Here is a 20,953-nt window from a genome sequence, read left to right on the forward strand (position 1 = left end):
CGCTATTACCCCACCAACGTTAGCCGATTTCCGCACCGCTGTATACAAAGAAAGACGATTGGAGCTATCTTTTGAGGGCCATGAGTGGTTTGATATCGTCAGAACAGGAAGACTTCAGCAGGTTCTCGGAATCGTAGATAATAATAAGTCAATATGGCCGGTTCCTTCCGCAGAGATTGCGCGTAACCCTAAGCTATTACCTCAAAATCCAGGCTATTAATTCTTACTAAATCTTCCCTGCAAAAGTGGCATTTGAAAAATCAAATGCCACTTTTGTTTTCCAGAAATTCTGTTCTTAATCGCATATTATACCTTTTGATTTACCAATACTCACTAAATGCAGACGTGCAATCATGGATTCATCGGCGGAAAATAATTATCTTGAACTCTGATTAACAATTTGAATTGAAATGAAAAATCTGTTCTTGTTACTGTTTGTTTCTTTTTTCTTCGAGTTTAAAGCCAATGCACAAACTCACAGCATAATAATAAAAGGAGGTCATGATATTGACCCTAAGAATAATATCAATGAGGTGATGGATATAGCGATCGATGACGACAAGATCGTTCGTGTTGCAGAAAACATTGACGCGAAATCTGCGAAACAGGTTGTGCATGCTGAGGGCCTCTATGTTACTCCGGAATTGATAGATATTTAATTTTCACGGAATAAGAGCGGAGACCCGGTGCCGGATGGCTTTACATTCAGGGGTGGTATAACGACCACCGTGGATGCACGAAGCTCTGGCTGAATCTCATGGTTTTCGATTTCTCGAATCTTCATATTCAAATGGAAGAAGATCACCCATACGCTGATTGGCCATACTGCCCGACCACACTATGCCGCCCGGATCATAAAATCCGTTCTTAGCTATAAACGTAAAATCCTTCGTTTTATCCAGAAATGTGGTGGTCCTTTGATTGCCCTTATAAATAACCGCAAGCCGCGACTTTATAAATAAGCTCCGGCCGGATTCTGTATAGACTACCATCCCGCTATTATCTGCTTTTTCTCTTGACAAATTGAGCAGGTTGTATCCGTCCTCTCTCAGCCTGTCATTGTACAAGGATCGTATAAAATGCATTCTTGATCCAAGATAGGCCTCTCTTCTTTTCCTTTCAACTCTCTTCAGATTCTTGCCCGATAATGTAGTATCCGGTTCGAAAAAATAATTTCCTGAAAAGTATAGATTTTCGGGAGACTGCCGGAACTGGTCCAGGTAATATGTTATCTTAAAGCCCAGCGCTTTATTGTGCAACAATATTGGCTCTTCCGAAAAAGCCTCGATAGTTTGACGTTTTCTATTATAAACAAGATTAATATCGTCTATATTGATGATCTCAGTTTGTCGTGAGTTTTCCGAGACACCAATAAATTCAGTTTTAAAAATGGCCTCCTTTTCCTCTCTGGACATCCCATCGTAAGTTACCACTACAGCATCCAGAACATAAGTCTTAGGCTGAAGATATATTTTTATAAATTCTTCGCTGGTATAATCTGCAATTGAGGTTGAATGATATCCTATGGCGCTTATTACGATCGGATTCTTGCCCGCGGGTATTGGCGCCAGTTGAAAATTTCCTGCTGAATCGGATATTCCGCCTTTGTAACTGCCATCGTAATAGATACTCGCATTTGGCAAAGGATCTTCCGTACCATAGATCAATATCTGCCCCTTAATCAGCTGTGCAGATACATCAAAAGATATTACCAGGAAAAAAAGGGTAAACAATCTCACCATTAGCATTGTCAAATTTCGGTTTTTTGTAGGGTTGATCCTTATCAAATTTACCTCTTTCGCAGCTGAAACGAATGTAATTTTATCATTCCCTTTGCCGTATTACAAGACTATATCTTAAATTCATGCTTGATTAACCATTCATTATGAATATTCTCGAAAAGAAATACCTCTATTTTGCAGCTTTGCTGTGCTTTAGCCAATGCAGTCTGGCACAGACTGACAAGAACCGGATCGATTTCGAGACCTATAATCCCCCATCCACTCTGGTTGTACCAGAGCACGTAGTTACCAGGGCAAAGTTCCCGTTTATAGATGTTCATAATCACCAGAATAATATGGCCTCACAGAATCTGGGCAGCCTCCTTTTAGAGATGGATAAACTAAATATGAAGGTTATGGTAAACCTTAGCGGAAGAGGCGGTACTTACCTGGCTTCAGCGGTTAAACATGTTGCAGAAGCAACTCCTAACCGACTTGTACTTTTCACTAACCTATCATTTGACGGAGTAGGCGAAGAAGGCTGGATCCAAAAGGCTGTCAGGCAACTTGAAGATGATGTAAAAGCCGGCGCTAAGGGTTTGAAAATATTCAAGAGCCTCGGATTTTCCATAAAAGATAAGGCGGGGAAAGTGGTTGCTGTTGATGATGCGCGCCTTGATCCAATATGGCAGAAATGTGCGCAGCTGGGTATACCCGTGTTGATACACACAGCCGATCCTAAGCAATTCTGGGACAGCCCCGATGCAAATAATGAACGCTGGCTTGAGCTGCTTACTCAACCCGGCAGGAACCGTAGTGCTTCTAATGGGTTTTCCTGGGAGCAGCTTATTCAGCAACAGCATAATCTCGTTAAAAAACATGCAAAAACTACATTTATAATCGCCCATTTTGGATGGTACGCAAATGATCTTGATCATTTGGGAAAACTGCTGGACACCTATCCAAACTTTAATGTGGAATTTGGCGCTATCATCGCAGAACTCGGGCGTCAGCCCCGGCGGGCAAAGCAGTTTTTTGAGAAATACCAGGACCGGATATTATTTGGAAAAGACAGCTGGATACCGGCTGAGTATTCAACCTATTTCAGGGTGCTCGAAACTGAAGACGAATATTTTCCATACCATAAAAAGTATCATGCCTACTGGAAAATGTATGGGTTGGGCTTGAGCGACCAGGTTCTAAAGAAGGTATATTATAAAAATGCCTTACGAATCATACCGGGGTTAGATAAAAGTCAGTTCCCGGAATAGTAAATACTAATAGCGAAGCGTAAATATTTTCGTATTCCCGTTATCATCATCCGCGACCAGCATTAGCTTTCGCGGCTCTTTGGTTAGTGACACAGATTCTATTTTTTGGTCTATGAACTCCAAACTAAGCTCACTTAGCTTTACAAGTTCCGTAATGATAAGCTTGTCCTGCTTCAATGCCTGCTTTGCATTGGCTATAAAACCCAGGTAGCTTTCCCCTATTTGTCCATCATCATAGGAGTTTGAAGTGTCTTCAGATGAAAACGTAATAAACAGGATATCATCCTTTTCATCGTAGTCCATGCCGGAAATGCCGGCATCTTGCAGCGACGACTGAATAAGTACCTTGCGTTTGAATTTAAATGTCAGTCCCGTATAATCAGCAACAACAACGTAATTATCAGGATAAGTTGTATTCCCCCTAAGACCAAAAAGAAGCTCATGATCCAGCATCGTGGCAGCTTCTATATTTAGATCTTTTACTTCAAGCCGCAAGCGATCAAAAAACGTTTTCGTATCTATTCGTTGTACCTGCTTCAGTTCGTGCTCCAGCAAAAACGCGCTATCCCGATAAGGAGAATGTGAGCCTGAACCCAGAAAGAGTACAGAGGGCTTCCCATTATGATCTATCACCACAGATGATTCTACATCAGCCTTAGAGTCTTTTGGTAACCGCATTTGCTCTCCTTGTGGAAAGATCCGGATACGCTCCCTCTCCTTCATGCTATCATCTAAAACCAGGACTTCAGCCGCATCATCACCCATGATAAAGAACCTATCGCCAAGATAACATACTGTTGATCCGGAAGGGTAGTTACTTAGCACTTTTGAACTTTCGTAGACTGGATGTATATCTTTCATATTACATGCTGAAATCAGGCTGGCAAGAATTAGCAATATCGAGATCAATTTCATTTCTACGGAATTTATTTTTTCGGGTAGTCTCAATATAGGAGGTGCGATTTAAGGTTTCTCACTTTCTTAAGCTTTAAAACTTAAAACTCAATTTTTTGGTTACAATCAACGCAAAATTGATAAGATAAACACAGTATTTTTTTCGTTAAATTCAAATAATCAGGTATAAATACGGATTTGAACCGTATAAATCAGTTGGGTTACATTTACTTTATAAATCTATAAAATGTCCGTGATTAAAATTGTACTAACAGAAGATCATAAAATAGTCAGAAGTGGAATAAGGTCGCTTCTCGAGAGTGAAGAAGATATAGAAATAGTTGGAGAGGCATGCAATGGCAGTGAATTATTAGAGTTGTTTAAAAAGGGAGATATTGATGCGAACGAGATATTACTCATAACAGATATCAATATGCCAGGGGTAAACGGTATAGATATGATTCCCGGCCTGCTCGAGACCTACCCTAATCTAAAAACGGTAGTTTTATCCATGCTTTCGCATGAAAAATACGTATTAAAAGCATTCCAGTTCGGTGCAAACGGATACATGTTAAAAAATGTAAGTTCTGAAGAACTGCTTTTTGGTATCAGACACATTTTCAACAACGGGCAACGATATTTATGCACAGAATTATCAATTGAATTATTAGACCGTCAGCTTGGTCGTTCATATGTAATTACAGAAGACCTTCCTGTAGTCGACCTTTCAAAACGCGAGAGAGAAATTTTGTCTCTTATTGCAGAAGGTTACACTAACCAGGAAATTGCCGATAAGATATTTACAAGCAAACGCACGGTGGAAGGTCATCGCCAGAACCTGATTGACAAAACTCAATCAAGAAATTCCGCTGCCTTGATAAGATATGCAGTACTTAGGGGAATTGTAAATTAATTCGGTAAGCCAAGCAATCAGCTCGCAGCTTTACGGTCGTTTGTATAATTTCTTACCACATCAATGATGTCGGCGAGGTCAAACGGTTTAGCGATAAATTCATCGCAGCCGTAATCACCTTCAAACTTCTCATATTACAAAACCTCTTTTAAGCATCTCCAGGACATCAATGTCATCATCGGGGATCAAAATTTTTTGCTCATAACGGTAGGATTTAATTAACGAGAGCGGGATAACTAATGAGGGCTGCAAAAACAACGGACTTTATACTCGCTCACAGGTAATAAATACCTGATTATCCTTTTTATTGGGTTAACTTGACCTATTGACGAATCTTGCCGGTATTTTAGCTCCTGATATCTATTTAGGAAGTTCCTAGCTCCTGTCTATTTAACCAGCATGATCAAAATTATTCCGATTAACAAAACTTCTGAAAAAAAAACTTCTGAAAAGCGCAAGGTCAAGAAATTCGAGATGACGGCAAAACCGTTTTCTGATGAGCAGAAAAAAGAAACATTACTCACAATGATTACGATCCACGAACTTTAGAAACAATGAAAAAGCGATCCCGGGAAAAAGAAAACCCAGCCTTTTCGCCTCTCAGGGCATCTGCGGAAAAACTTTTACGTGATATTGACCTCAACGATCAATTTGTCAATGCAAAAGATTTCAAAGCTGTATTTCAGGAGCTGCAGGTTCATCAGATCGAACTCGAAATGCAGAATGATGAGCTGCGATTGATTAACGTAGAGCTTGAAAGACAGCGGGGGCGCTTCTCGGCAATATATGATGAAGCTCCGGTTGGCTACATTATCCTTGATCACGCCGGAGTTATTAAAGATGTAAATTCCACGGGCCTGAACTTGTTAAAATCATCTCATAAATCTAAAGTCATGGGTAACCGGCTGCACAATTTTATCAGCAGCGAGGATTCAGAGGAGTATTACCGGTTTTTTGTTCAAATGCTTAAGTCGAAGACGACGCAGCAATGCGAATTAAAAATCTTGGGGAAGGACCATTTCCCGCGTTATACCCGCTTGCAAGGGTCGGTGCAGTTTACAATCGATGGTCGTACAGAATGTTTCATTGCGATGGTGGACATTACCGAAAGAAAACGTGTTAAACACGAACTTGCAGCAACTAAAGAGCGGCTGGAACTTTCTTTAAAGGCCTCGCTCGCCGGAACATGGGAACTTGACATTGATACCATGACCTTCTTCATCGACGAAAGCAGCCACAGCATATGTAGCATGAAGGCTGGTAGTTTTACAGGGAAACTCAGCGATTTTATCAGCCTTATTCATCCTCAATACCGGAAAGAGGTTGAGGATAAGTTCCGGATATCTATCAACAGCAACAAAGAGGTCGATGTTATTTGCCGTTTCGGCAACTCGGATGACAAGAATTGTTACATAGTGATCAGAGGTCATACAGTTCCGGATGAGAAGGCCGGAAAAAGACTTGTGGGTATCATAATGGATATCACTGAAAAGACGCAAATGGAAAAATACTCCCAGCGTCTTATGAGCGAGCAGCAGAAAAAAATTGCTGCCGCCACATTATTGACTGAAGAAAACGAACGGAGGCGTATTAGCGGTGTGTTACACGATAGCGTGAGCCAGCTTTTGTATGGAATAAAGATGAAGCTTCGCCAGTTGGGAAAAGACAAAAATGCTTCTGAAGAAATTGACGCCATAAATAGCCTGCTGGACGAAGCGATAACAGAAACCCGAAACATCTCTTTTGAGCTCGCCCCATCTATACTTGCCGATTTTGGCCTGGTAGCAACTGTCGAAGAGTTGGTGCGAAGGCTGTCAACAAAAGACCTCCAGATCTCCTTTAAGAGAGGAGCAGTATCCGGCCGAATGGACCTCCTGCTGGAGACTAATATTTACCGCATAATACAGGAGCTGATCAACAATGTAATGAAACATTCAGGCGCCAGCCTGCTAAATATTGAGGTCCGTAAAAACAAACTGATCGAAATTATTGTAAAAGATAATGGGAATGGTTTCAATGTCACTGATCAGGAAGCCTCGACTTCCGGTTCTGGCTTAAGCAGTATTAAGAACAGGGTCAGTTTGTACAACGGAAAAATAGACATCAATTCGATTCCCGGAACTGGAACCACAGTTCATATTAAACTTTCTGATCAGATATCCGAGTAGCTTCTTTCTATTTCTCACCTACCTTTTACTGGCTTGACTTTTGTTTATTTACTCAAAACCATGAAAAATGCAAAATCGAATCATAGCCTTGATATTTTGTCTAGTATCGTTTTCTACCTATAGTAACGCACAGGACAAGGGCAGCAAACAATATCAGCTTCTTGAAAAAGCTTTAAAACAATACCAGACACTTAATGCTAAAGGAAAATGGCCCCAGATTACATATTCGGGACGAAACGTTCTTAAACTGAAGGACACGGCTGCCGTGATCCCTCTAATTAAGGAACGGTTGAGATTGCTGGGCGACCTTCGCCGTGTCCGCGATGGCAATGCTTTTAGTCTTCCGTTTGAAGAAGCCGTTAAACATTTTCAACTAAGGCACGGCCTTGAAGATGACGGCACGATTGGCCCTGCATTTATGAAGGCGCTGAACATGCCTCTTGAAAAGCGTATAGAGCAATTGACCGCTAATATGAACAGAATCAAAGAGGATACAGTCGGTACCAGTGGAACCAGAATCATCGCAAATATCCCCGAATACAAATTATATGTTATGGAGGATAATAGAGAGGTGCTGGCAATGGATATCGTTGTTGGGAAAACATCTAATCCTACAGTTGTTTTCTCTGATTCACTGGAAACGATCGTGTTCAGTCCTTATTGGAACGTACCTGCCAGCATTGTTAAAAATGAGATCTTACCTGCAATGAATAAGAACGGTTCTTATCTACAAAGACAAAATATGGAAATTATAGGAAAAGAAGATGGCCTGCCAAAGATCAGACAAAAGCCAGGGCCCGATAATGCTCTTGGGAGTGTCAAATTCCTGTTCCCAAATAAATACAATATTTATTTCCACGACACGCCGGCCAAAACACTATTTGATAAGCAAAAACGCGCTTTTAGCCATGGCTGTATTCGTTTAAGCCAGCCCTATGAGCTTGCCCAATACTTGTTGAAAGATAAACAGGAATGGTCCGACACCGAGATTCTGAGAGCAATGGGTTCCGGTTCAGAGAAGTGGGTCAAACTGGATAAAAAGATTCCTGTATCTATAATTTACTATACAGCCTGGGTAGATAATTCGGGGGTATTAAACTTCCGGGATGACATCTACGGGCATGATGACCGGCAGGCTGGATTATAACAACATATTCGGGTTATCGCGCCGCTATCGGCAAGGACATTCAACGCAAAGAGCAGGTGATAAACATCTGCTCTTTTTCGTATGTGGGTGTATGCGCGGATTGCCGACGACCAATTGAGCCGATATTTTTTTGTCCGCACCACTCCTGGCGTTGTCAATATGAGGTCCCGGCGTCCGCCGGATGACAACCAAATTTTTAATTACAGGGGGTAGCTTAACTTAATGACATTGGGCGTGCGCCATGACACACACATTTTAAAGGTCATTCATATTCGTTTCCTTAACAAAGAAAATATTCACAATTATACCGATTACTATCAGCGCAAGCGGATAAATAAGGCCTGTATAGGGTGAAAATGCAAAGCTGATCACGACCGACGAGCGGATCAGCTCGGTGATAACCGGTGTTGAGCCGCCAATTGCACCATTCCCTACATTATAGGTAAAGCCCATACTTGTATAACGGATCTTCGTCGGGAACAGCTCCATCAAAAAGGCCCCCATAGGACCATATACCAGGGCGCTTGCTACTGTAAGGACGAAAATGAGCCCGATGAAGATAAGCGTCGTTTGCGTATCAATATGCTGAACCGTATCTAAACGCATAGGGTTCCCGAGCTCCAGAAAAGTATAAAAAGTGATGGGAATAATAAACAAGCCCAGGAAAAGGCCGGCCAGAATAACTTTCTTCCTCCCGATCCGGTCGCTTAACGCTCCGAAAACCTGGAACAGCGGCCCGGCTAAAAGAATTCCGACTGCAAGTATTAAGATCGAGGTAGTGTCTGTTAGCTTAACTGTTCGCTGCAGAAAGAATAAGGCAACGAACTGATTTGTTTGCATGATGGCGCTCTGTGCAGCATTTCCCCCAAATATCGCTGCGAGAATAAGTCCTACAGTCCTCTTCGATTTGAATGTCTCTTTAATAGGGGCGCTGCTGGTTTTACCTTCCTTTTTTAGCTGTGCAAACACCGGGCTTTCATGCAGCTTCTTACGGATTGCATAACTTATCATCACCAGCACCGCGCTAAAAAGAAAAGGGATTCGCCATCCAAATGAGTTGAAGCTTTCATCGCTCATGACGCCCCGTGTGGCAAAAACAACTACCAAACACATGATCAGCGCGATGGAAGACGTTGTCTGAATAAATCCCGTATAGAATCCCCGCTTGTTAGCCGGCGCATTTTCCGCAACATAAATTACCGCGCCTGAGTATTCTCCGCTAATAGCCAGGCCCTGAAAAAGGCGGAGGATAAGAAACAGAATCGGTGCAAGCCAGCCTACCTGGCTGAAAGTGGGGATACATCCGATCAGGAATGTAGCCGCACCCATCAACAGTAATGAAATTAGAAAAGAGTTTTTCCTGCCCGATTTATCTCCGATATTTCCAAAAAGGAGCGAACCGAAGGGTCTGATAAGATAGGTTGTAGCGACGATAGCCAGGGTCTCTATAAACTTGTTTTCTCCGGCAGGGAACAACTGGTTCGAAAGGATGCTCGCCAATATCACTGCCAGGAACAGATCATACCACTCAATCAGCGTTCCAACACTGGACGCTATGATCACAAGCCTTAAATTATTTTTCTTTTCAGGATTGAGAGAGGTTTCCGTTACAGCTGCACTCATGGGGTAAGTATTTAAAGGAATTAGGAGCAAGTAAATTAGAAATTTTTTCTGTTTTTAGTGCGGCGAAGTTTCCTCCATGCGAAGAGCGGGTATTCCTGTCTGCTGCTTCTTAATCCCCGGGGCGCAGCGAGGGACCTAAAAGTCGATACCAAGCCTCTTCAAAAGCAGTGAGGCGTTGAACGTCTTACACTCCCCTTCCTTAAGCTTATAATCAAACTTCATCTCTGCACCTTCAATTTCTATATCAAAATAGAAGTTGCGGATATAGTCAGGGTATTTCTTTTCCAGCTCAGCAATCTGCAGATCGTGTGTGGCAATGATCCCAACGGCGTTCTGAGCAATCAGCTTTTCAATAACAGCCTTTGAGCCCAGATACTTATCCATAGAATTTGTCCCTCTCAGCATCTCGTCGATAAGGAAATAAACCTTGTCTTCTGTTCGCAGTATCTCCAGCAGCCTTTGTAAACGATCAAGCTCAGCCTTAAACGTGGAAGTGCTTTCATTCAGAGAATCTCTGATCCGCATATAGCTGAAAACGAGCATTGGGCTGACCTCCATTTTTTGAGCACATACAGGCGCCCCGCACTGAGCGAGTATTGTATTAATTCCCAGTGTCCGAAGAAACGTACTTTTCCCGGCCATATTCGAGCCGGTAATAATGTCTATTTTAAGATCATCAGTAAGGGAGTAATCATTTACAATTCTGAGGTTCGGCGGTATTAAAGGATGGCCAATGGACTTTGCCGTGAGGGTATAATTCTTACTTTCGGCGATTTTGGGAAAGGTCCAATCCGGGTAATTGCTTCTCACGCTGCTCAAGCTTATCAGAGCTTCAAAATTTGCTATCACGTCGAACGCCCCCTCTACATTCACTTTATTCGACTTCTTCCAATCTTCAATCGCAAAAAACTGCCTCACATTCCATGGCATGATAAAATTTAAAACCGCACCGATCGAGCTTAAGCCCAAAGAAAGCTGATTAATAAGGCCTGATAATCGCCTGATCTGTTCAGGCAATTTTCCCTGATCATCAGTTTTCAAATCAGATGCCAATTCCGCGCATAATTTCGAGTCCCAGTTTTCTGACCTTATCGCACTTATAGCTTCAGAAAAGTGATTGAGTATTTTACTCATTTTGCCGATAAGGCTATCCGCCTTCATGACGGCCGAAAGGTAGGCCTGCATTAACAGTAAATTTATTATACCCATCGAAATGATCACCAGGATGAAGACCGGATAAAACCAGGCGAGTATGGCAGACAGCAAAAAGATCCAGGGGCTCCATTTTATATAAATCCTTAGAATCATTGAACTGCTTCCCCTTGCGGTTCGCATGTACTCAAAAAGGTTTTGAACATGATCTTCTTTAGATCCGTTTGAAAAAAGAAGCACTGCCTGGAGGTTATGTTTCCAGTCTTGTTTTGAAGCAAGTTCTTCTACTGCACTTTGCCTTTCCCGAAGTTCCTGAACCGGAGTTCTTTTCTTAAGCCAGCCAGCCAGTTTAGCATTCCCCAAGACGGTCGAGCAGCGGTTTAATAGCTCGAATAGAGACCCCTTGCCAAAAATATCGAGGTCGGAAGTATATGAATGCATATCGTCTACCCAATCTGAACCATCACTGTAAATATTCTGTCGTCTGTTTATGCTCTCAATTTCATTGTTGTAAACTCGGGCCAGATCCCTAAAATAGTTGCGCTTTTTTTCAAATGAGTTCTGCTTTCTGACCAGCAGAGAAAAGCAGACTATGACGACAAAAAATACCAGAACCGACAGCCAGGAAGCCTCAAACTTTAAGGCCTGATAAAAGAAAAAGATCCCGGCTGCGATGGTAACCAAGCGCAGAACTGAGTATCTATTTATCAGAATTTCATATTTCGTGACACCTCCATTTGATTTATTAAGATTTATTTGATACTGATTCGTGACAGCGGGTTCCATAACTTAAGTGTTGCTCCTTTACTGAGACGGCAAAGGTAATTGATTATTACAGATTAGGATCGGGAGATGGTGCTTCATAGCAGGTTCCTCACTTCGTTCGGAATGACGAAGGTCTTTTTTAAAGTTGAGGAGGGCGATTGCGACTTCGTCGCAATCGTCACCCGGCACCCGTCATCCGGAGAAAGATGACTTACGAAGTCTATCTCCGACCAGCAAATGACTTCGTCAGTCTCCTTTCATGTATTTGACTGACGAAGTTTCTTTCAATCGGAAATTAAACTTCGTAAGTCATATGCAAATGACTTCGTCAGTCTCCTTCCCTATTAGACTGACGAAGTTTCTTTCAATCGGAGATTAAACTTCGTAAGTCATAATACCCTACCCCTTAAAATAATTCATTAATTATTTGCATCTACGAACTTTTCGTAATACATTTACGAAAAGTTCGTAGATATGGAAAAACTAACACCTAATGAGGAAGAAGCAATGCAAGCCGTATGGAATTCTCAGAATGGCACAATAAAAAAATTCTTAGAGATCATACCGGAACCAAAGCCTCCTTACACTACGTTAGCCTCTACGGTAAAGAACCTTGAACGGAAAAAATTCATCCTTGGAGAGAAGACCGGTAATACTTTCTCTTATACCCCGCTTATAAAAGAAGAAGAGTACAAAAAGACTTTCATGGGCGAATTTGTGAATGACTATTTCAGCAACTCCTACAAGGAACTGGTTACATTTTTTGCAAATCAGGAAAAGATAAGTGCAGATGATTTAAAAGAGATCATTAAGATGATCGAGAAAGGAAACAGCCATGATGCCTGAAATGATAGTTTATTTGTTGAAAGTGAACATCGCGCTGCTTTTATTTTATGCAGGTTACCACTTCATCCTGCAGCGCTATACCTTCCATACACTTAACCGGTTCTACCTGCTGGTGGGGCTTGTCTACTCTGCACTTTATCCGTTCATCGACCTGTCAAACATTTTAAACCGAAACCAGCAGCTGAAAGAACAGATCAGTTTATTAAACGCCGATTGGCAGGGCTCCGTTACTTACGTAATAAGCCGGGCGGAGAATGGAGCCGGAAATTACTGGCAGATCGTGCTTCTAATATTCTGGACAGGAGTAATATTCATGTCTTTGCGCCTGATGATCCAGTTGATATCGCTCTTAGCCCTGCACATCAGATCATCTCCATCCACCTTAGGCAACTTCAAATTCAGGAAGATCTCAAAGGCAGTTAACCCATTTTCTTTCTGGCGTACCATTTACCTCAATCCGGAAGGTCATGATGCCAGCGAGTTACACACTATACTCGAGCACGAGCAGGTACACGTTAAGCAGCTGCATACCCTCGACGTGATGCTGGCAGAGCTCAGCACAATATTTTACTGGTTTAACCCCGGAGTTTGGCTGATGAAAAAAGCCGTAAAGGCTAATCTTGAATTCATTACCGATCAGGAAGTAATCCGGTCAGGCATAGATTCCAGAGAATACCAGTACACCTTGTTAAAAATCCAGGTCTTGCCGCAGAATTCAATACCCGTTAACAATTTTCATTTTTTAACTATTAAAAAGAGAATAGCCATGATTAATAAGAAACCTTCAAACAGGATCAATTTGAGCAACTATATGCTGCTTTTACCCGCAATCATGTTGTTGGTGCTTGCCACGGGAATTTCAAAAGGGGAACTTTCTAAACCTATTGTTGAAACTTTCGTTAAGATCCCCGGCATTCAGGCAATCTCGCGAAATATTCTGCCCGAAAACGGTGCTATTACTACTCAGGATAAGACTTTGAGCGTAACGACAGATGCTAGAGTTGTCACTCTTCAAAAGTCTTTAACAGACACTAACAAAGTAGTAAATGGCGTAGTTGTCTTAACCGGATATCATCGCGATAATTCCCGACAACGAAGTTTGATCGAAATAGATACAAATGTAACCCAAAAACCTCTATACGTCGTGGATGGAAAAGCGGTAACTAATGGCTTTGGTAACCTTGCATCTGAGCAAATATACTCGATTACAGTTTTGAAAGGAGAAGGGGCGATCAGGCAATATGGAACCGAAGCTAAGAATGGAGTCGTTGAAATTCGCACTAAAGCAGCAGGCATTGAAAAGTCTTCAGAAAGCTTAAAAGAAGTCACTGTTGTTGGCTATGCTCAAAATCAAAACCAAAAAATCACTTTAGGTGATATAACCAACCAATTGATATTTCTCGACGGCAAAGAAATCACTAAAGAAATGTTGGATGATTTACAAGTTACCTCGATCGGATCGGTAGAGGTTTTCAAAGGCGCTTCAGCAGTGACGAAGTATGGTGAGAAAGCTAAAGATGGGGTGATTGTTATCACTACAAAGAAAAAATAATTGAAAGTGGGGAAACATACTCATCGGATGACTCAAAGTCATCTGATGAGTACAAATTTCAGTTTTCAGTTTTCAACTTCCACTTTTCAATTTACTACTTCCTCAATTTGGCATACCTCATCAATGCCTCCAGATAATAGTAATCTGCATATACAAGCGGAACATCAATCTCACTCTTCCCTGGCTTATGGCCGGTTGAGTGTTTCAAAAGGAAATTGTTGTTCTCTCCAAATTTAGCCCGGTAAGCCGGCGATGAAAGGCTTTCAAGCATTTTTGTTGCAATATCCGTGTACTGTTTCTTACGTGCCTTGTCTACGTATCCCGCTAATTCGAACAAACCTGAAGATGCGATAGCAGCAGCCGATGCATCCCGTTCTTCGTTGGGGATTTTTGGAGCATTAAAATCCCAATACGGCACTTTATCGGCCGGCAAATTCGGGTGATTTATAAAGAAGTCAGCGATCTTAATCGCCTGATCAAGGTATATTTTATCCTTTGTATCCCGGTAAATCGAAGTATAGCCATATAAAGACCATGCTTGTCCTCTGGCCCATGCCGACTCGTCAGCGGCGCCCTGATGAGTCTTACGCCCGGCTACACTTCCATCAGCGTCGTAAAGCACTACATGATAACTGCTGTTATCCGGGCGGAAATGGTTCTTGATAGTTGAATTCGCATGGGTGGTGGCAATATCATAATATTTCTTGTTGCCCGTTTCGCGTGTCGCCCAGAACAGGAAGTCCAGGTTCATCAGATTATCAATGATCACCGGATATTTGTGCCCCTTAAAGTCGTTCCATGATTTAATAACTCCCCTGTTCGGATCGAAGCGGGTTGATAATGATTCGGCTCCGTTTAACATTATTTTTTTATACACAGGGTTTTTTGTTAGCCTGTAACCGGTACCAAAAGGAATATATACCATGAAACCCAGGTCATGGGTCCTGGTATTATACTGCTCTTTTTGAATGGCCATAGTCCATAAGTGCGCAGCATCTTTCCACTGCGGCTTTTTGGTATACTCATACAGCTGCCATAAAGAGCCGCCGAAGAAACCGCTGCACCACCAGGAAGTCGGCATATCCCGCAAAGTACCATCAGGATTCACCGATTGCGGAGTTTTATCAGTATCCGGATGCGTTTTTAACATCTCCACATACTGCTTTTCCGCGAGGGCAAACTGCTTCTTAACATTAATCTTAGGCTGGGCAATAAGCTGCAAGGAAAAGGCCATAAACATTATAGCCAGAAGCAGGGAGGCATATTTATTATTCTTCATAAAAACCGAGTAAACAAATGATAATTAACAGTAAATAATGGACGCTCTTGAGTAAATATTATGATATTTTTGTCATAGGCCGGAACCATTCCGGGGAATTAAAGATATAAAAAGGTAACATGTGTATTTTACACACTATAAATTTATTTTACGATATTAAACATATGAAACGAATCGCCAACAATATTTTTTTCTGTATTGGACTAGTGCTTTCAGCACTCACGGTATCTGCGCAACAAAAGGCTCTCGCCAGGATCCAGATCCGTAATACATCGTCGATGGCCAGAGAAAATGAGATCGTTGAAGTAAAATATTCAGGTCTTGCAGCAAAAATCAGTAACCCATCATTCAAGGTAATCGATGCTGCGAGCAAAAAGGAAGTTCCTTATCAACTGGAATTTAGGGGCTACGACAAGCCTGTCAATTTATTGATAGAAGTAAAGAAGCTCAAAGCTAAAGAGACTCTTAAGCTGGATATCGTACCGGGGCAGCCTGCAAAACATGCGCCGAAGACATTTGCGCGTTATGTACCTGAAAGGAAAGATGACTTCGCCTGGGAAAATGACCTTATAGCCTTTAGGATGTATGGCAAAGCCCTCGAAACTGCGAGCGATAATGCCACTGGCACTGATATCTGGTCTAAACGCACAGACAAGCTCGTTCTGGATGCATGGTATAAGGGAAACGACTACCATACCGACAAGGGGGAAGGAATGGATTATTACCAGGTTGGGATAACACTGGGAGCCGGCGATATCGCACCGTATTATCAGGATTCCATCATACTCTCTAAAAATTACCATCACTTTAAAGTTCTTGATAATGGGCCCTTACGCTCCACATTCCGGCTGGGATATGATGGCTGGAAAGTCGGCGATATGGAAATCTCCGCTACAAAAACCATCTCGCTGAGTGCAGGATCACAGCTCAATCGTATTGAGGTGAATTATCTAATGAAAGGTGCTGAACAAGCCGAGGTCGTTGCAGGGATCGTAAAACGCCCTCAGGATAGCCCGGTCCTTCTCGACGCAAGGAATGGAATTGTTGGATACTGGGAGCCTGAAGTAAAAGATAAAGGAATTATGGGTATCGGCCTCCTGACCAGCAATCCCAAAGAAGTAAAGAAAGCCAATGGGCATTACCTAAGCCGGATGACGATCAAAAATAATGTTCCGCTTGTATATTATAACGGCGGAGCCTGGAACCGCGCCGGAAAGATCACAACAGCTGAGGATTGGTTTAATTATTTAAAGGATTATAAATATAAGATTGATCACCCTCTGACTGTGAAAATCAAATAGAAATGGACAATTGGCGGTTGACGATCACTAGTATCCGGTAAAAAAACTCGACAAAAATGTTCTATGCTTTCCTCTGGAGTTTATTTCCTAATTTTTGAAAAGCCAGGGCCCCATTTAGAAAATTAAACCAGGCCTGACCCCGAAGGTGGTCACATGTTTATAGTAAATTTGTATCCGGTTTCCCGACCCCGAAGGTGGTCGTATGTGTATTAAATTGTCACATGCGACCACCTTCGGGGTCGATTTAGCGGAAATTTCTATTGCTATAAATATGCGACCACCTTCGGGGTCGAAAAGTGAAATCTTTTACCGGACAATAGTGGTTGACAATTGCCGGTAAAATGAGAATTAACTCCTAACTTAGGCGCCGCAACCAGCAACCTAGCAACCTCTGTCATTGCGAGCCTGCCTACCGCAGGCAGGCGCAGCGTGGCAAAACAACCAACAAAAATGAACCAACGTTACGCAAACAGCCCACAGGAAGTGGCAAAGATGAATACCGAAGAGATCAGAAACAATTTCCTGATTGAGGATCTGATGCAAAACGATAAGTTCAGCTTTACCTACTCGCATTACGACCGGGCAATAGTTGGCTCTGTAGTTCCTGTGAGCAAAGTGCTGGAGCTGCCAAACTTCGATAACCTGAGATCTGAATATTTTCTGGAAAGACGGGAACTTGGGATTATAAATATTGGAGGTGATGGTGAAGTAGTTGCGGACGGTGTTTCGTTTGGAGTAAAAAAGCTGGATGCAGTATATGTTGGGATGGGCACAAAAAGTGTAACTTTTAAAAGTATCTCTAAAGATAAACCTGCAAAATTTTACCTGTTCTCAACTCCCGCGCACCAGACCTATCCGTCGGCTTTGATCAAAAGAGAAGAGGCTGCTCCGGTTAACATAGGAAGCAAGGAAACAGCTAACGAGCGGTCTATATATAAATACATTTACCTGCAAGGCAAACGCAGCTGTCAATTAGTAATGGGCCTGACCCTTCTGCACCCCGGCAGCGTATGGAACACCATGCCTTCCCATACTCACGACAGGCGAATGGAAGCATATTTCTATTTTGATCTTCCGTCAGATCAGGTTGTGTTCCATTATATGGGCCAACCACAGGAGACCCGCCATTTGGTAGTTCAGAGCGAACAGGCAATTATCTCTCCCCCATGGTCCATACACTCAGGCTGCGGCACATCAAACTATGGTTTTATCTGGGCAATGGCAGGCGAAAATCAGGACTATGCAGATATGGATCCCGTTCAGGTTAAAGAGCTTCGGTAACCAAGTTCTCTCTCGTTGAAATGAGGGAACAGGTTTAACGCAAAGCACGCAGAGTACACGCTGAGAACGCAAAGTTTTTTCACAAAGAGCTTGTTAACGTTGTTTGGTTTGTTTCTTTCCCTGCGATCTCTGCGAAACACTCTGCGCCCTCTGTGTTAAAATAGGCGTCATGCAGTTCTTTTTTTATAATAAGATACTTTCATTGCGAGCCTGCCTGCGGTAGGCAGGCGAAGCGTGGCAAACCAAATTATTGCAAAGACTTCAAATACCGTTTCAGCTCCTCCAGATATATCTTATAGCAGTTCTCATTATTTTGGGCTTTGCCGATATTTCTGATCCCCCAATATCCTGAAAGGATGAAATAAGCCACCTCCTCTTCGTTTGTACCTGCCCGGATCTTCCCTGCCTTTCGTCCATGTTTGAAAGAATCCCTTAAAGCTTCAAGGCACCGATTCGATACGTTATTAAGCGCAAGGCTGAAATCAGGATTCAATGGAGACATCTCTTGTATCAGGTTAGCCAGAGGGCAGCCGTTTTGAACTTTGAAGAAAGGCATATCAAACAGGATGTGCCGGATCATTTTATAAATATCCTTTGCGGGTTTTTCAGACCCCTTTAAAGGCTGAATAAATCCCTGATGTATTTCCGGAGCGATAATTTCATTGATAACTGCCAGCCCCATTTGGTCCTTACTGCTAAAATGGTAGTAAAAGGCTCCTTTGGTGACTTTGGTAGTAGCAATAATATCATCGATACTAGTGGCCTGATAGCCCTTAACATAGATCAGGTCGAAAGCTTTCTGAAGAATGCCTGAACGGGTTTGGTTAGACTTTGTCATGAACATACCGCTTAGTATATAAGCAAAATACGCAAACTGGAGTTGAATTGAAGCATTAACCTGAGAATTAATTTAATACTACATTCTCTCCAAAGCTGTGCTTCGGCGGGCGGCTCCCTTTGGTCTCATAACTTTAAAAAATCTTCTCCCAATCTCAGATACTATTCATCCTCCAAAAAATGCGTTAAGTGCCCGAAAAAGAGAATACACGATTTCTATAGAGGTAATTTATTTGCTTCGGTAATAAAATAAAACTCTTACGTTATGGAATTTTAATGTTTTAAGCATCATTTAACTAAATCGGGTTAATCTTTAACACTTTTTAACATTAAATCCCTGATACCGGTGACTATTTAAACTAAAGAATTAGTTACCTTGCTTACGTGAAAGAGCCAAGACAGAAATAACTGAGGTATATTTTTTAATCTAATCTGCTGTTCACATGAGGACATCTTTCCTGGCAATCGTCCTGCTTTGCCTTTTTGCGACCTTATCATATGGTCAAAATCCATTTTCTGTTAAAGGCACGGTACTCGATACCGTTTCCAGTGTGCCCTTAATAAATTCGACAATCGTAATCCTAAATGCTAAGGACTCTACTTTGGTAAAATATACCCGTGCGGGATCAGATGGGAATTTTTCTTTCAATAATCTGAAAGAAGGAAAATTCATCCTTATGGTTTCCTATCCGGATTATGCGGATTATGTAGAGCGATTCACCCTGGATGCCGCAAAGAACTCATTGAATGCAGGCCGTATCAGAATGATTCTTACCGCCCGTCTTTTACAGGAGGTAATTGTGAAAGGTACTGTTGCAGAGATGGTGATTAAGGGAGATACCACCGAATTCAATGCCGCTGCATTCAAAACAGAAGCAAATGCAAAGGTGGAAGACCTGCTGAAACAGATACCGGGAATGTCAATAGATAAGGATGGAAAGATCACAGCGCAGGGGGCCAAGGTAGGTAAGGTGCTGGTAGACGGCGAAGAGTTTTTTGGTGATGACCCAACACTAGTTACTAAAAACATCCGCGCTGATATGGTCGATAAAGTTCAGGTTTATGATAAAAAGAGCGATCAGGCCACATTTACCGGAATTGATGATGGTGAAAAAACGAAAACCATTAATATTAAGCTCAAAGAAGATAAGAAAAGTGGCTATTTCGGGAAAGCGGAAGCGGGCGGTGGAAACGACGACTTCTATCAGGGCCAGGCGATGTTCAATGTCTTTAAAGGGAAGAAAAAATTATCTGCTTACGGTACTATTGGTAATACAGCCAAAACGGGGCTGGGCTGGGAAGAAAGCGGTAAGTACGGTTCCAGCTCAGCACAGGTAAGTGATGAAGGTTATATCTACTTTGGCGGATCCGGCGGGGACGAGCTTGACTCCTATGACGGGCGTTTCAATGGCCAGGGAAGACCTTTAACGCAAAGTGGCGGCGTGCATTACGATACCAAATGGAAACAGGATAAACAATCCATCAACCTTAATTATAAAGTAGGGGCAATCGGAGTTGCGGGCGCTTCTAATACATTAAACCAGAACAATCTGCCAACCGGGATCATAAACAGCAATTCCGGGCAAAATTTTGACAACTATATGTTCAGGCAAAAGCTTGATGCAACTTATGTTGTGAAGCTGGATTCAACCATGGAATTAAAGATCATGGCAGACGGCACACTCAAAAATAACACAACAGAAAGCACCTACTTATCGTCAAGTCTAAGAGGGGATGGAACGGCATTGAATGGAGGAACACGATCTGTCAGTACTGCCGGGGACCAGAGGATGTTTAATTCTTCCATGCTGTTAAATAAAAAGCTGAAGAAAAAAGGCAGGACGCTATCGCTGACTCTCGGGCAGAGATACAACGATGATGACAGTGATGGTTATCTTAATTCGAGTAACAAGTTCTTCAATACTACAGGGAAACTCGACAGCATTCAAAATATAGATCAGTATAAAGTAAATTTAACTACAACCTCAGGCTTCAATTCCAACCTCGCCTATACGGAACCTTTATCCAAAACTTTTTCCGTGATCTTTAATTACGGTTTAAATTACTCGGAAAGTAACTCTGACCGGAAATCGTTTAACCAGTCGATTGCAGGAAAATATGATATTCTTGACAAAGAGTTTAGCAACAATTTTGATCTTTTCCAGACATCAAATCAAGCAGGCGCAATCTTTAGTTACCGGCC

At 42.2% G+C, this 20,953-nt stretch carries 17 protein-coding genes; 11 read left to right on the forward strand and 6 right to left on the reverse strand.

The window, feature by feature from the left end:
• Window positions 1-220, forward strand: a 220-nt coding sequence (locus WKF69_RS10250) for a RagB/SusD family nutrient uptake outer membrane protein (protein WP_340381608.1), incomplete at its 5' end; no start/stop codon positions are given.
• Window positions 221-410: 190 nt separating this feature from the next.
• On the forward strand, window positions 411-659 hold the full coding sequence (locus tag WKF69_RS10255) for a hypothetical protein (RefSeq protein ID WP_340381609.1): 249 nt from the start codon (window positions 411-413) through the stop codon (window positions 657-659).
• A gap of 96 nt (window positions 660-755) precedes the next feature.
• On the opposite strand, the gene WKF69_RS10260 is transcribed toward WKF69_RS10255, so the two are convergent.
• Window positions 756-1,733, reverse strand: a complete 978-nt coding sequence (locus WKF69_RS10260) for a carboxypeptidase-like regulatory domain-containing protein (protein ID WP_340381610.1) — start codon at window positions 1,731-1,733, stop codon at window positions 756-758.
• Between the two features lie 152 nt (window positions 1,734-1,885).
• Here WKF69_RS10260 and WKF69_RS10265 point away from each other — a divergent pair, with 152 nt between their 5' ends.
• Window positions 1,886-2,992 (forward strand): amidohydrolase family protein, encoded by a 1,107-nt coding sequence (locus tag WKF69_RS10265; RefSeq protein WP_340381611.1) that lies wholly within the window; start codon window positions 1,886-1,888, stop codon window positions 2,990-2,992.
• Between the two features lie 6 nt (window positions 2,993-2,998).
• Here the strand turns inward: WKF69_RS10265 and WKF69_RS10270 are convergent, their stop codons facing one another.
• Window positions 2,999-3,907 (reverse strand): hypothetical protein, encoded by a 909-nt coding sequence (locus WKF69_RS10270; RefSeq protein ID WP_340381612.1) that lies wholly within the window; start codon window positions 3,905-3,907, stop codon window positions 2,999-3,001.
• Between the two features lie 226 nt (window positions 3,908-4,133).
• On the opposite strand from WKF69_RS10270, the gene WKF69_RS10275 reads away from it, so the two are divergent.
• The 3 genes from WKF69_RS10275 to WKF69_RS10285 all read left to right on the forward strand — a co-directional run bounded on the left by WKF69_RS10275 (window position 4,134) and on the right by WKF69_RS10285 (window position 8,114).
• Window positions 4,134-4,799, forward strand: a complete 666-nt coding sequence (locus tag WKF69_RS10275) for a response regulator transcription factor (protein WP_340381613.1) — start codon at window positions 4,134-4,136, stop codon at window positions 4,797-4,799.
• Between the two features lie 554 nt (window positions 4,800-5,353).
• Entirely contained in the window at window positions 5,354-6,967 is a 1,614-nt protein-coding gene (locus tag WKF69_RS10280) for an ATP-binding protein (RefSeq protein ID WP_340381614.1), read from the forward strand.
• Window positions 6,968-7,034: 67 nt separating this feature from the next.
• Window positions 7,035-8,114, forward strand: coding sequence for a L,D-transpeptidase family protein (locus WKF69_RS10285; RefSeq protein ID WP_340381615.1), 1,080 nt, complete (start codon window positions 7,035-7,037; stop codon window positions 8,112-8,114).
• A 255-nt stretch (window positions 8,115-8,369) separates the two neighbouring features.
• Here WKF69_RS10285 and WKF69_RS10290 read toward each other — a convergent pair whose 3' ends face one another.
• The gene (locus tag WKF69_RS10290; RefSeq protein ID WP_340381616.1) at window positions 8,370-9,737 is read right to left on the reverse strand and encodes an MFS transporter; all 1,368 of its coding nucleotides are present in this window, start codon (window positions 9,735-9,737) and stop codon (window positions 8,370-8,372) included.
• 135 nt (window positions 9,738-9,872) lie between these two features.
• Window positions 9,873-11,675: a DNA mismatch repair protein MutS gene (locus WKF69_RS10295; RefSeq protein ID WP_340381617.1), complete on the reverse strand. Its 1,803-nt coding sequence runs from the start codon at window positions 11,673-11,675 to the stop codon at window positions 9,873-9,875.
• A 453-nt stretch (window positions 11,676-12,128) separates the two neighbouring features.
• On the opposite strand from WKF69_RS10295, the gene WKF69_RS10300 reads away from it, so the two are divergent.
• Both WKF69_RS10300 and WKF69_RS10305 read left to right on the forward strand, forming a co-directional pair.
• Window positions 12,129-12,500 (forward strand): BlaI/MecI/CopY family transcriptional regulator, encoded by a 372-nt coding sequence (locus tag WKF69_RS10300; protein ID WP_340381618.1) that lies wholly within the window; start codon window positions 12,129-12,131, stop codon window positions 12,498-12,500.
• A 1-nt stretch (window position 12,501) separates the two neighbouring features.
• Window positions 12,502-14,052, forward strand: a complete 1,551-nt coding sequence (locus WKF69_RS10305; RefSeq protein ID WP_340381619.1) for a M56 family metallopeptidase — start codon at window positions 12,502-12,504, stop codon at window positions 14,050-14,052.
• 94 nt (window positions 14,053-14,146) lie between these two features.
• On the opposite strand, the gene WKF69_RS10310 is transcribed toward WKF69_RS10305, so the two are convergent.
• Window positions 14,147-15,331 (reverse strand): glycoside hydrolase family 88 protein, encoded by a 1,185-nt coding sequence (locus WKF69_RS10310; RefSeq protein ID WP_340381620.1) that lies wholly within the window; start codon window positions 15,329-15,331, stop codon window positions 14,147-14,149.
• A gap of 164 nt (window positions 15,332-15,495) precedes the next feature.
• On the opposite strand from WKF69_RS10310, the gene WKF69_RS10315 reads away from it, so the two are divergent.
• Together WKF69_RS10315 and kduI are read left to right on the forward strand one after the other, a co-directional pair.
• Window positions 15,496-16,632: a DUF4861 family protein gene (locus WKF69_RS10315; protein WP_340381621.1), complete on the forward strand. Its 1,137-nt coding sequence runs from the start codon at window positions 15,496-15,498 to the stop codon at window positions 16,630-16,632.
• 450 nt (window positions 16,633-17,082) lie between these two features.
• A complete protein-coding gene (gene kduI, locus WKF69_RS10320) occupies window positions 17,083-17,913 on the forward strand; it encodes a 5-dehydro-4-deoxy-D-glucuronate isomerase (RefSeq protein WP_340381622.1) in 831 nt (276 codons plus the stop codon).
• A 247-nt stretch (window positions 17,914-18,160) separates the two neighbouring features.
• Here the strand turns inward: kduI and WKF69_RS10325 are convergent, their stop codons facing one another.
• Window positions 18,161-18,751, reverse strand: a complete 591-nt coding sequence (locus WKF69_RS10325; protein WP_340381623.1) for a TetR/AcrR family transcriptional regulator — start codon at window positions 18,749-18,751, stop codon at window positions 18,161-18,163.
• 442 nt (window positions 18,752-19,193) lie between these two features.
• On the opposite strand from WKF69_RS10325, the gene WKF69_RS10330 reads away from it, so the two are divergent.
• The coding region (locus tag WKF69_RS10330; RefSeq protein WP_340381624.1) for a carboxypeptidase regulatory-like domain-containing protein at window positions 19,194-20,953 on the forward strand (1,760 nt) is incomplete at its 3' end.

It is taken from the genome of Daejeonella sp. (genome assembly GCF_037719425.1).
In the GTDB taxonomy this organism is placed as follows: Bacteria; Bacteroidota; Bacteroidia; order Sphingobacteriales; family Sphingobacteriaceae; genus Daejeonella.